The organism is Williamsia phyllosphaerae, assembly GCF_014635305.1.
Lineage (GTDB): Bacteria > Actinomycetota > Actinomycetes > Mycobacteriales > Mycobacteriaceae > Williamsia_A > Williamsia_A phyllosphaerae.
On the sequence record NZ_BMCS01000001.1, the window covers coordinates 2619449 to 2631886 of the forward strand.

Below are 12438 nucleotides of genomic sequence, written 5' to 3' on the forward strand. Positions count from 1 at the left end.
GACTATGTGACGCGAACCACTCAGCCGCGGACGACCTTGCCCGCCTTCAGGCAGGACGTGCAGACGTTGATGCGCTTGCGGTTGCCGGGGGCAACCTGGGCGCGAACGGTCTGGATGTTGGGATTCCACCGGCGGTTGGTGCGTCGGTGCGAGTGCGAGACCGACTTACCGAAGCCGGGTCCCTTGGCGCAAACGTCACAGACGGCAGCCATCGTCGAACTCCTCATGTTGGAAACAGTTTGGTGGTTGTCTCTGCTGCGGCCGCCGACACTCTCGGACACCGCTCACGACAACCCTGCAAGGATAGCGGCATGAACGCTGACGGGCCAAATACGCCCGGACCCGCCACCCGGCAGGCGCCGATGGATCCCGGGCTGCTGCGCGACTGGAGCCAGGAATGTGTGCGGGGTCTGACCGCGGTACGCGGCGAGATCAACGATCTGAACGTCTTCCCGATCCCGGACTCCGACACCGGCAGCAACATGCTGCACACGATGACCGCGGCGGCGACCGCCTGCGCCGACACCGCCCCGGACGCCACCCTCACCCAGGTCATCCGCGCGGCGGCCGACGGCGCGACCGGGCAGGCCCGCGGCAATTCGGGGATCATCCTCTCGCAGGTCCTCGTCGGTCTGGCCGACGCGGCCGACATCAACGCCGTCGACGGCGCCGTGCCGTTCAACCGGCTGTGGGCCTCGGGGCTCGGACTCGCCGCCCTGGCCGCGACCCGTGCGGTCAGCGAGCCCCGCGACGGCACGGTGCTGACCCTGCTGAGGCAGGCGGCGGCCACCGCGACCGAGCTGATCGACGCGTCGCCCGGGGATCTGGCCCGAGCGGTCGCCGACGGATGCGCCGACGACCTGGAACGGACCACCGAGCAGCTCCCCGAACTCGCCCGAGCGGGTGTCGTCGACGCGGGTGGGCGCGGGCTCCTCGTGCTCGTCGACTCGATGGTCAAGGTGCTCACCGGTGTGTCGGCGCGTCGACGTCGGTACCAGGGTGCGTTGGCAGGCGGCGGCGACCCGATCGGACACCCCTCGGCGGGCGAGGCCTGCGACGCGAACTCCTCGGAGATGGACTTCGAGGTCATGTACACCATCGAAGGTGCTGTCGCCGAACAGATCCCGGTGCTCCGGGCCCGTCTCGACGGTCTCGGTGACGCCGTGGTCATCGTCGGGGACAGCTCGAACACCGCCGGCGAGCGCTTCTCGGTCCACGTACACACCTGCGAACCCGGCGACGCCGTCGAGGCGGGGATCGAGGTCGGTCGCGTCAGCGCTATCCGGATCACCTGCTTCGTCCTCGACGCCCACCGCGCGTCGCACGACCCCGACGACCGGCCCGCCGCCCGGGCCCGCGGCGTCGTCGCCGTGGTCGACGGGGACGGCGCGGCGGAGTTGTTCGAACAGGAGGGCGCGAGCGTCGTCCGCTCCGACGATGGCCTGGACGCGACCGCTCTCGCCCAGGCGATCCTGGCGGTGGACGCCGCGCACGTGGTGGTGATGGCCAACGGCGCGTTGCCCGCCCAGGACCTGGTCACCGTCGCAGCCGATGCCCGGTCGAGGCATCGGACGGTGGTCTTCCTGCCGACTCTGTCGATGGTGCAGTGTCTCTCGGCGCTGGCGGTGCACGACATCGCCGCCGCCCCCGACGCCGACGCCTACGCGATGGCCGAGGCGGCCGCGTCCACCCGTCGCGGATCGGTCATGACGGCGACCGAGCCCGCGCTGACCCTGGCCGGCGCGTGCGACACCGGCGACCTGTTGGGATTGATCGGCGTGGACGTGTTGGTCATCGGTCCCGGGCAGTCGGAGGCGGCGACCGCGCTGGTGGACCTGATGCTCAGCACCGGTGGCGAACTCGTCACCGTGCTGGCAGGCGCGGATATCGCCGACGGGGTCCTCGAACGACTCGAACGGCACGTCTCGGCGGCCCATCCGGGTGTGGAGTTCGTCGCCTATCAGTCGGGACAGGCCGACGAGGTGTTGCAGGTGGGTGTCGAGTGACGGTGGTCGACTGATGGCAGCACAGGCGGATTCGCTCGCCGGGGTGGTCGGGGAGAAGACCGCGGCGATCCTGGGCGAGGAGATCGGGGTGCACACGATCGGTGAGCTGCTCCGCTATTTCCCGATGCGCTACGTGCGGCAGGGACAGCTGTCGTCGACCCGGCGCCCGGAGAACGGTGAGTGGGTCACGCTGGTCGCGCGGGTGGAGAAGGCCGACCTCCGGCCGATGCGGAACAAGCGCGGGAAGTTGTTGTCCATCAAGGCAACCGACGGCACCATCTCGTTCGGTGTCACGTTCTTCAACCCGTACGCGATCCAACGCGCCCTCCGACCCGGGGTGCGGTTCATGGTCGCCGGGACGGTGTCGTACTACCGGGAGCAGATGCAGCTGACCCACCCGAACTGGATGGTGCTGCCCGACGAGGGCGCCGACATCGAGACCGTCGGCTCGTCGATGATGCTGTCGATCGCTGGTGGGGACACCGCGGCCGGGGACGGTCCGGACGGGGACGCCGGCGGTGCGAGCTCGGCTGACCTCGCCGACTTCCACCGACCGTTCCTGCCGGTCTATCCGGCCACGAAAGCCCTGCAGACGTGGGACATCTGGCGCGCGGTCCGCAAGGCCCTCGACGTCGTCGATCCCATCGAGGACCCCCTGACCGACGCCGATCGGGACGCACGCGGACTGATCGGATCCGACGAGTCGCTCCGGGCCATCCACCTGCCCGAGACGGCCGAGGACATCGAGGCGGCGGGTGCCCGTCTGAAGTTCGACGAGGCACTGGCGCTGCAGCTCAGTCTGGCCCAGCGCCGGTTCGCCGACCTGGGACACCGCGGTCCGGCCGCGGTCCACGTGGACGGGGGACTCGAGGACGCGCTGCTCGGGCGTCTGCCGTTCGAGCTGACCGGTGGCCAGGACACCGTCATCGACGAGATCTGCACCCAGCTCGGGTCGGGCGAGCCGATGAGCCGGTTGCTGCAGGGTGAGGTCGGCTCGGGCAAGACGCTGGTGGCGCTCATCGCCATGCTGCGGATGATCGACAACGACTTCCAGTGCGTCCTGCTGGCGCCCACCGAGGTGCTCGCGGCCCAGCACCATCGCAGCCTCACGAAAATGTTGGGCGGCCTGGCCCAGGCGGGCGAACTCGGTGCCGAGGAGTCCGCGACGCGCATCGCCCTGCTCACCGGATCGATGAAGACGGCGGGCAAACGCGCCGCGCTGCTCGAGGCGGTCACCGGCACCGCAGGCATCGTGATCGGCACGCACGCGCTGCTCGAGGACCACGTCGACTTCTTCAACCTGGGGCTGATCGTCGTCGACGAGCAACACCGATTCGGTGTCGAGCAACGCGACACCCTGCGCTCCCGCGGCCGCGATGACCTCATCCCGCACATGTTGGTGATGACCGCCACGCCCATCCCGCGGACCATCGCGATGACGGTCTACGGCGACCTGGAGACCTCCACGCTGCGCGAGCTGCCCGCCGGTAGGCAACCGATCACCACCAACGTCGTGCCCACCCAGCTCGAGAAATGGGAGAACCGGCTGTGGCAGGTCGTCGACGAGGAGGTCGGGCTCGGGCGGCAGGTCTACGTCGTGTGCTCCCGTATCGGTGACGACGGCACCGCGGCCGGCGCGAAGTCCGAGGAGCGTGCCGCAGAGCAGCAGGGCCCGCAGACCACCTCGGTGGTCGAGATGTTCGACCAGATCGTCAGCGGTCCCCTCGGCCGACACCGGGTGGAGCTGTTGCACGGCCGTATGTCCGGTGACGACAAGACCGCCACCATGGACGCCTTCACCCGCGGCGAGATCGACATCCTGGTCTCCACCACGGTCATCGAGGTGGGCGTCGACGTCGCGAACGCGAACGCGATGGTCATCGTCGACGCCGAACGCTTCGGCGTGAGCCAACTGCACCAGTTGCGCGGTCGTGTCGGTCGTGGTGGCTTGCCGGGGCGCTGCTTCCTGCGCACCGCGGTGTCACCGACCTCGTCGGCGATGGAACGGTTGCGGGCGGTCGAGGCGTCCAACGACGGATTCGAACTCGCACGGATCGACCTGATCCAACGACGGGAGGGAGACGTCCTCGGTGCGGTGCAGTCCGGCGTCAACTCCTCGTTGCGGTTCCTGTCCCTGCTCGACGACGCCGACGTCATCGCCGACGCCCGGGAGCTGGCCGCCGAGGTCGTGTCCGGCGATCTCACCCTGCTCGACCACCGGCCGATGGCCGACCTGGTCGACGCCGTCCTCGGACCGGGCCGGATCCAGTACCTGGAGAAGTCCTAGGTCCACGCCCCCGGTGCTGCCCCTGATCTGGTCGGGGTCGGTACGGGGTGGAACGAATCGGTCGCTCCCGCCGTCTGACCGGGGATGGTCGGGGGAGGTGGCTGATGGGCGGTCGGCGACTCGATGTTCGCACGTGGGCGATCCTCGTCGCGTTCACCGTCGTCTGCGTTCTGGTCGCGGTCATCGCGACGAGACCGACCACGCGCGCACCGATCGACGTGGACGTGGCCGGCGCGGTGGCGGCGCTGACGCAGGTGCCGGTCCTGCCGGAGCGCGCGCGTCCCGGCGGCTACGACCGCGCCGCGTTCGGCTCCGCGTGGGCCGACTCGTCCGACGCGCAGGACGCCGGCAACGGGTGCGACACCCGCAACGACGTCCTCGACCGCGACCTGCACGACAAGACCTACGTGGCCGTCGCATCATGTCCCCGCGCGGTGCAGACCGGGGAACTGCGCAGCCCCTACAGCGGCGAATGGATCGACTTCCGTCGCGGCCGCACCGGCGGAGCCGCCATCCAGATCGACCACATCGTGCCGCTGGCCTACGCCTGGGACATGGGTGCGTCGCGGTGGGACCCGGCCCTGCGGCTGCGGTTCGCGAACGACCCCGGAAACCTCGTCGCCGTGGACGGTCCGTCGAACCAGGACAAGAGCGATTCACCGCCATCGGTCTGGATGCCGCGTCGGACCGCGTTCGCCTGTCAGTACGCGGTGCAGTTCATCCGCGTCGTGTCGACCTACCGCCTCGCGGTCGACGCACCGTCGGTGCCGGTTCTGCGACGGTCGCTGCGGCGGTGTTGAACCGCCGGTCCGCGTGGGCGCCCCGGCCGCGGCGCGATGCGGGCCCGGACGGGTGCGGCGTTAGTCTGGTCCGATGAGCGCAACCACCGCAGACACAGCGGTCGCGGATCGGGTGGACGCCGACGCGTCGGATCCCGGCACGTCGATCGAGGTGCAGGTCACCGACGCCGCGCACGCCGCGCGCCGCGCATCGCGAACCCTGGCCCGGCAGACCACGGCGACCAAGAACGCAGTCCTGCTCGCGGCCGCCGACGCACTGGTCGCCCAGACCGCGCCGATCCTCGCGGCCAACGACCGCGACATCGACCGCGCCCGGGCCGCGGGCACCGGTGAGAGCCTGCTCGACCGCCTGCGTCTGACGGCCGACCGCGTCGGACAGATCGCCGACGGACTACGACAGGTCGCCACCCTGCCCGACCCCATCGGCGACATCGTGTCCGGCAAGACCCTGCCCAACGGGCTGCACCTGCGCCAGGTCCGCGTCCCGCTCGGCGTCGTCGGCATGGTCTACGAGGCCCGACCCAACGTGACCGTCGACGCGTTCGGCATCGCGTGCAAGTCCGGGAACGCGGTACTGCTGCGCGGGTCCTCCTCGGCTGCGGAGTCCAACGCCGCGCTCGTCGCGGTGCTCCGCGACGTCCTCACCGACCACGGCCTTCCCGCCGACATCGTCACGCTGCTGCCCAGCGCCGACCGATCGAGCGTCACCGCACTGATCCGCGCGCGCGGCCTCGTCGACGTCGTGATCCCCCGTGGCGGCGCTGGACTCATCGCGTCGGTGGTCCGCGACGCGACCGTGCCGACGATCGAGACCGGGACCGGCAACTGCCACATCTACGTCTCCGCCTCGGCTGATCTGGACATCGCCACCGATGTCGTCGTCAACTCCAAGACCCGCCGACCGAGCGTCTGCAACACCGTCGAGACCGTCCTGATCGACGCCGCCGTCGCCGACGTCGCCCTGCCGCGTCTCGTCTCGGCGCTGCAGGCGCACGGCGTGGTCATCCACGGCGACGAGCCGGGGATGGAGCCGGCGACCGAATCCGACTGGGCTGATGAGTATCTCAGCCTCGACATCGCGATCAAGATCGTCGACGGGGTGGACGCCGCCATCGACCACATCGACACCTGGGGTACCGGGCACACCGAGGCCGTGATCACCGACGACCTCGCGCTCGCGACGGAGTTCACCGACCGGGTCGACGCCGCCGCGGTGATGGTCAACGCCTCCACCGCGTTCACCGACGGCGAGCAGTTCGGTTTCGGTGCCGAGATCGGCATCTCCACCCAGAAACTGCACGCCCGGGGCCCGATGGGTCTACCCGAGCTCACCTCCACGAAGTGGATCGTGTGGGGCCGGGGGCAGACGCGCCCATGACCACGACACCCACCGACAACACCGGGATCACCCTCGGCGGCCCGAGCGTGGAACCGGTGTTCACCGACACCACGAACGTGGTGGACCGACTGGCCGAGACCGGATACCTCGCCGACGTGGCCACCGCCACCGCGGTGTTCCTCGCCGACCGACTCGGCAAACCCCTCCTCGTCGAGGGGCCCGCGGGCGTCGGCAAGACCGAACTGGCGCGGGCGATCTCGCAGACCGCGGGCGCCGAACTCGTGCGGCTGCAGTGCTACGAGGGCATCGACGAGGCGCGGGCGCTCTACGAGTGGAACCACGCCAAACAGATCCTGCACATCCAGTCGACCGGTCAGCGCGGCTGGGACGAGACCAAGGCCGACATCTTCTCCGAGGAGTTCCTGCTGCCACGTCCGCTGCTGCGGGCCATCTCGCGCACCGAGCCCACCGTGCTGCTCATCGACGAGGTCGACAAGGCCGACGTCGACGTCGAGGGGCTGCTGCTCGAGGTGCTCAGCGACTTCGCCGTCACCATCCCCGAGATGGGCACCGTCACCGCGGTGCGCCGGCCGATCGTGCTCCTGACGTCGAACGCGACCCGCGAGCTCTCCGAGGCGCTCAAACGTCGCTGCCTGTACCTCTACATCGACTTCCCCGACGCGGCCCGCGAACACGACATCCTCTCGTCGCGGGTGCCCGGGCTCTCCGATTCACTCGCCCGCGAGATGGTGCGCATCATCGGTGTGTTGCGGAGCCTGGACCTGCGCAAGAAGCCGTCGGTCGCCGAGACCATCGACTGGGGCAACACCCTGCTGGCGTTGGGAATCGGCGACAAGCCCGGACGCGGCCTCGACGACGCACTGATCAAGCGAACCCTCGGCGTCGTCCTCAAACACCGACCCGATCTGGCGACGGCGGCCGCGGAGCTGAAGCTGGACCGATGACCTCCCCGCTGCGCTCGTCAACGGTCGCGCCCGACCACCTCGTGGACCACCTCACGGGTTTCGTCGACGACCTGCGGGATCGGGGCATCGTCGTCGGCCCGGCGTCTCTGATCGACGCCGCATCGGCCACCGAGGTGCTGAACCTGCTCGACCGCAACAGCTTTCGCGAGGGTCTGGCCTGCACGCTGGTCACCGACCACGGCCACCGGGCGGTGTTCGACGCCGTGTTCGATCTGTGGTTCCCGGTCGGTTCCGGCATGCGCACCACCACCCAGGAGTTGCCCACCGACGCCGACGGCGCCGTCGACATCGACGCCGTCCGTGAGATGGTCGCCGAGATGCTGGCCGACCCGGACGCGGAGAACGACGGACGGCTCGCCGAGCTGATCTCGCTGATCGTGGACCAGATCGGTGGGTACCGGTCCACCCGCGGCGACGCGTTCTCGACCTACCAGGCGATGTCCACCATCCGTCCGCAGACCCTGATCGCGAGGATCGCCGCGGCCATGGCGGCGGCGGGTTCGACCGACCAGGACGGCGCCGAGCCGCGCTATCGCCGCTCGGCCGCCGATCGCGTCACGAGGTTCGGGTCGATGATCTCCGAGGAGACCCGCAGGCGCATGGTCGACCGCGCCGGACGCGACCGCGTGGGGGAGTACGCGGTCCCGACCCTTCCGGAGAACATCAACTTCCTCTCCGCCGGACGCGCCGAGATGATCGAGATGCGCCGCACCATCGACCCGTTGGCGCGACTGCTCGCGGCCAAGCTCGAAGTCCGGCGCCGACGGGCCCGCCGCGGCGTCGTCGACATCCGCAAGACCCTGCGGGCGTCGATGTCGACCGGCGGCGTGCCCATCGAGCTGACCTACGCCCGGCCTCGCCCCGGCCGGCCCGAACTGGTGATCCTGTGTGACGTCTCCGGGTCGGTGTCCGGGTTCTCGCAGTTCACGTTGCAACTGGTCTACGCACTGCGACAACACTTCTCGGCGGTGCGGGTGTTCGCCTTCGTCGACACCGTCGACGAGGTCACCGAATACTTCAGTCGACGTCCCGACGACATCGACATCGGGTCGTCGGTGGCGCAGATCCTGAGCTCGGCGCGTCTGATCACCCGCGACGGCCACTCCGACTACGGCAACGCCCTGACGGGGTTCGTCGAGGAGTACATCGACTCACTGACCCACCGCGGAGCGCTGCTGGTCCTCGGCGACGGCCGCAACAACTATCACGACCCCAGCTTCGGTGCGCTGCGCGAACTGGTGGCCCGCGCCCGTCACGCCTACTGGCTCAACCCGGAGAGGCAGAGCATCTGGAACTCGGGGGATTCCGTGGCGTCGGACTACGCGACGATCATCGAGATGCACGAGTGCCGCAGCGCGGCGCAGTTGGCGCGGGTCGTCGCCGATCTGCTGCCGGTCTAGTGGCCGGTCCGCAGCAGATGTCGAAACGCGCAGGTGGCCCCGTAGACTCCTCAGACATGCCCGACACCGGATCGCCCGACGTGAGCGGCCGTCCCGCCCGGCGCAGGCGGATAGGCGTGATGGGCGGCACCTTCGACCCCATCCACAATGGCCACCTCGTGGCGGCCAACGAGGTCGCCGACCGGTTCGACCTCGACGAGGTCGTGTTCGTGCCCACGGGGCGTCCCTGGCAGAAACTCGTCGACGACGGCGCCCGCACCCCCGTGGTGAGCCCGGCCGAGGACCGCTACCTGATGACGGTCATCGCGACCGCGGCCAACCCCCGGTTCTCGGTGAGCCGTGTCGACATCGAACGCCAGGGTGACACCTACACCGTCGACACCCTGCGCGACCTGCATCGCCTGCACCCCGACGCAGATCAGTACTTCATCACCGGCGCCGACGCATTGAGTTCGATACTGACCTGGCAGAACTGGGAGGAGCTGTTCGGCCTCGCCCGCTTCGTGGGCGTGAGCCGTCCCGGGTACGACCTCGACGCCGGACATCTGGGCGCACACCTGGCGACCCTGCCGTCCGACGCCCTACACCTCATCGAGGTTCCCGCACTGGCGATCTCGTCGACCGACTGCCGCACGCGCGCGGGAGAGGGGCGGCCGGTCTGGTACCTCGTCCCCGACGGCGTGGTGCAGTACATCAACAAGCGCAGGCTCTATCGGACACCCCAACCGGAATCACCCGGGGTCTCGGGGCCGTCCGCCCGTCCCGAGCCCCTCTCCGGGGCGCAGGACCATCTCTCATCGAAAGGACCACAGTGACAGCCACATCCGAGGCACTCGCCATGGCCAAGGTGGCCGCGCAGGCGGCCTCCGACAAGCTGGCCGACGATGTCGTCGTCATCGACGTCTCCGAACAACTGGTCATCACCGATCTGTTCGTCATCGCCTCCGCGGGCAACGAACGTCAGGTCGGCGCCATCGTCGACGCCGTCGAGGAGAAGCTCCGCGAGGTGGGACGCAAGCCGTTGCGCCGCGAGGGAACTCGTGAGGGCCGGTGGACGCTGCTGGACTACTCCGACATCGTCGTGCACATCCAGCACAGCGACGAGCGGGACTTCTATGCCCTGGAACGACTCTGGAAGGACTGCCCGGTCGTCGATGTCGAGCTGACCTGATGGGTGGTCCCGACACCCATGACAGCAGTGTCGAGCGGATGACCCCGGTCGTCCGGCGTCTGATCCTCCTGCGCCACGGACAGACCGAGTACAACGCGGCGAGTCGGATGCAGGGGCAACTCGACACCGAGTTGTCCGAGCTCGGGGTCGCTCAGGCCGCCACGGCCGGCGCGGTTCTCGCCCGGCGTGCGCCGCGGCTGATCATCTCCTCGGACCTGACCCGTGCCCGCGACACCGCCGTCGCGCTGGCCGACCGGTGCGGGCTGACGGTCACGACCGACATTCGCCTGCGGGAAACCCACCTCGGCGACTGGCAGGGCATGACCCACCTCGAGGTCGACGAGGCGATGCCGGGCGCGCGGGGACAGTGGCGCGACGACGCCCACTGGCGACCGCCCAACGGCGAGAGTCGCGTCGACGTCGCCGCCCGCAGTGTGCCGCTGGTCGCCGAACTCGTCGAGCAGTTGCCGGACTGGGGCCGGGGACCCGACGCCGACACCCCGGTCGTCCTCGTCGCCCACGGCGGCGCGATCGCCGCGCTCACCGCGGGACTGTTGGATCTGCCGGTCCGCAACTGGCCCGTCTTCGGGGGCCTGGCCAACACCAGCTGGGTCCAGCTGAGCGGCCACGGCGACACCCCGGTGTGGCGCCTCGACGTGTGGAACGCCTCGGCCGAGGTCGCCGACGCGGGGGTGCAGTGACCGACTCGGGGCCCGGTTCGATCCTGGTGCTGTCGGACTCGCTCGCCTACTACGGGCCCGAGGGCGGACTGCCCGCCGACGACGACCGCATCTGGCCCAACCTCGCCGCGTCGGCGGTGGGCGAGCGGGCCGAACTGTTCGGGCGCATCGGGTGGACGACGCGCGACGTCTGGTGGGCGTTGACCCAGGATCCGCGGATCTGGGCGGCGGTCCCGCACGCGCGGGTGGTCGTGTTGGCCATCGGCGGGATGGACACCCTGCCGTCCCCGTTGCCCACGGCGCTGCGAGAGCAGATCCGCTACCTGCGGCCTGCCCCGCTGCGCCAGGGCGTGCGCACCGCCTACCAGTGGCTGCAGCCACGGCTGTCGCCACTCGGGTGGCCGGTCGCGTTGCCGCCCGCGGTGACGGTCGACTACCTGGAGAAGATCCGCGGCGCGCTGGCCATGGTGCGGCCCGACCTGCCGGTGATCCTGTGTCTGTCGCCGACGCACCGCAGCCCGTACTACGGACACGTGCACACCGGCCGTGCGCCCGCGACCGCGGCCGCTCGCCGCTGGGCCGACGAGCACGACGTCCCGACCGTGGACTTCTATCCCCCGACCGCGGCCCACTTCGCCGATTTCGACAGCAGTGCCCCCGCACTGAGTTCCATCGCCGCTGATCACAACCCCGACGGCATCCACTGGGGCTTCGGATGCCACCGCGACGTCGCCGAGGTGACGATCGCCGGTCTGCGTTCGGTCCTCGGGATCGGCGCCGACGTCCCGACCATCGGTGCCGTTCGCGGCGCGGACCCCCTACGCTGATCGGCGTGGCCGTCGTCGTAGTGACCGATTCGTCGGCGCGGTTGCCCGCGTCGATCAGAGACATGTACGACATCCGGCAGGTCCCGCTGCACGTCCTCAACGGCGATCAGGACCTGGCCGAGGACGTCGACGAGATCGGTCCCGAACTGTTCAACGATCCCGGCACCACCACCTCGGGAGCTGTCCCCGCCGACCTCGAGGAGGCGTTCGGTCGCGCCGTGGAGGACAGCGACGGCGACGGCGTGGTCGCCGTGCTCATGAGTCGGCGACTGAGCAGCACCTGGAGTTCGGCCCGACTCGCCGCCGATCGTCACCCCGGTCGGATCCGGGTGGTCGACTCCCGGTCGGTGGGAATCGCCGTCGGGTTCGGCGCGATCGCCGCCGCGCAGGCCGCGCAGACCGGCGCCGACCGTGACCGGGTGTACGAGGCCGCCATCCGCGCCGGGTCGACCACCGAGTCGTTGCTGTGTGTCGCCCAGCTCGACAACCTGCGCAACAGCGGACGCATCGGGGCGGCGACCCGCCTGTTCGGGTCGGCGTTGTCGATCAAGCCGGTCCTGCGGATGGTCGACGGCATGTTGGTCCTGACCGAGAAACAGCGGACCTTCTCCAAGGCCGTCGGCAAGATGGTCGACGCCGCGGTCGAGGCCACCGAGGGTCGTCCGGTGACCGTCGGTGTCCTGCACTGCGAGGCACCCGAGGCGGCCGCCGACATCACCAGCCGCCTACGCGGACGGTTGCGGTCGATCACCTCGTTGATCACCTCCGACATGGGGCCGGTCCTGAGTTGCCACGTCGGCTCGGGGGCGGTCGGCATCGCGGTGTGCTCGGAGGTCGGGCCGATCGAGGGGTTCGAACCCGACGCCGCCTGATCACCAGCGCACCTTCTCCACAGGTGCGCGGCTCTGCACAGTTCGGGGGTGAACCTCCCGCCGATCGTGT

General features: G+C 69.9%; 12 protein-coding genes. 11 read left to right on the top strand and 1 reads right to left on the bottom strand.

The annotated features are described in order from the left end of the window. Positions 1-20 precede the first annotated feature (20 nt). On the bottom strand, positions 21-212 hold the full coding sequence (gene rpmB, locus IEV93_RS12260; RefSeq protein WP_188489972.1) for a 50S ribosomal protein L28: 192 nt from the start codon (positions 210-212) through the stop codon (positions 21-23). A gap of 99 nt (positions 213-311) precedes the next feature. On the opposite strand from rpmB, the gene IEV93_RS12265 reads away from it, so the two are divergent. The 11 genes from IEV93_RS12265 (at position 312) to IEV93_RS12315 (ending at position 12368) form a co-directional block, all read left to right on the top strand. Continuing rightward, positions 312-2006, top strand: a complete 1695-nt coding sequence (locus IEV93_RS12265; RefSeq protein WP_229705065.1) for a DAK2 domain-containing protein — start codon at positions 312-314, stop codon at positions 2004-2006. Positions 2007-2019: 13 nt separating this feature from the next. Then, entirely contained in the window at positions 2020-4293 is a 2274-nt protein-coding gene (gene recG, locus IEV93_RS12270) for an ATP-dependent DNA helicase RecG (RefSeq protein ID WP_188489973.1), read from the top strand. Positions 4294-4397: 104 nt separating this feature from the next. After that, positions 4398-5093 (top strand): HNH endonuclease family protein, encoded by a 696-nt coding sequence (locus IEV93_RS12275; protein ID WP_188489974.1) that lies wholly within the window; start codon positions 4398-4400, stop codon positions 5091-5093. 73 nt (positions 5094-5166) lie between these two features. Then, entirely contained in the window at positions 5167-6471 is a 1305-nt protein-coding gene (locus IEV93_RS12280) for a glutamate-5-semialdehyde dehydrogenase (RefSeq protein ID WP_188489975.1), read from the top strand. Further along, positions 6468-7397: an AAA family ATPase gene (locus IEV93_RS12285; protein WP_188489976.1), complete on the top strand. Its 930-nt coding sequence runs from the start codon at positions 6468-6470 to the stop codon at positions 7395-7397. The genes IEV93_RS12280 and IEV93_RS12285 overlap by 4 nt, the downstream gene beginning before the upstream one ends. Further along, a complete protein-coding gene (locus IEV93_RS12290; protein ID WP_188489977.1) occupies positions 7394-8818 on the top strand; it encodes a vWA domain-containing protein in 1425 nt (474 codons plus the stop codon). The genes IEV93_RS12285 and IEV93_RS12290 overlap by 4 nt, the downstream gene beginning before the upstream one ends. Positions 8819-8874: 56 nt before the next feature. Next, positions 8875-9633, top strand: a complete 759-nt coding sequence (gene nadD / locus IEV93_RS12295) for a nicotinate-nucleotide adenylyltransferase (RefSeq protein WP_188489978.1) — start codon at positions 8875-8877, stop codon at positions 9631-9633. Further along, on the top strand, positions 9630-9989 hold the full coding sequence (gene rsfS, locus IEV93_RS12300) for a ribosome silencing factor (RefSeq protein WP_188489979.1): 360 nt from the start codon (positions 9630-9632) through the stop codon (positions 9987-9989). The genes nadD and rsfS overlap by 4 nt, the downstream gene beginning before the upstream one ends. Beyond that, the gene (locus IEV93_RS12305; RefSeq protein ID WP_308691176.1) at positions 9986-10690 is read left to right on the top strand and encodes a histidine phosphatase family protein; all 705 of its coding nucleotides are present in this window, start codon (positions 9986-9988) and stop codon (positions 10688-10690) included. The genes rsfS and IEV93_RS12305 overlap by 4 nt, the downstream gene beginning before the upstream one ends. Next, positions 10687-11496, top strand: a complete 810-nt coding sequence (gene octT / locus IEV93_RS12310; RefSeq protein ID WP_188489981.1) for a diglucosylglycerate octanoyltransferase — start codon at positions 10687-10689, stop codon at positions 11494-11496. The genes IEV93_RS12305 and octT overlap by 4 nt, the downstream gene beginning before the upstream one ends. A 5-nt stretch (positions 11497-11501) precedes the next feature. Beyond that, positions 11502-12368, top strand: coding sequence for a DegV family protein (locus IEV93_RS12315; protein WP_188489982.1), 867 nt, complete (start codon positions 11502-11504; stop codon positions 12366-12368). Positions 12369-12438 lie beyond the last annotated feature (70 nt).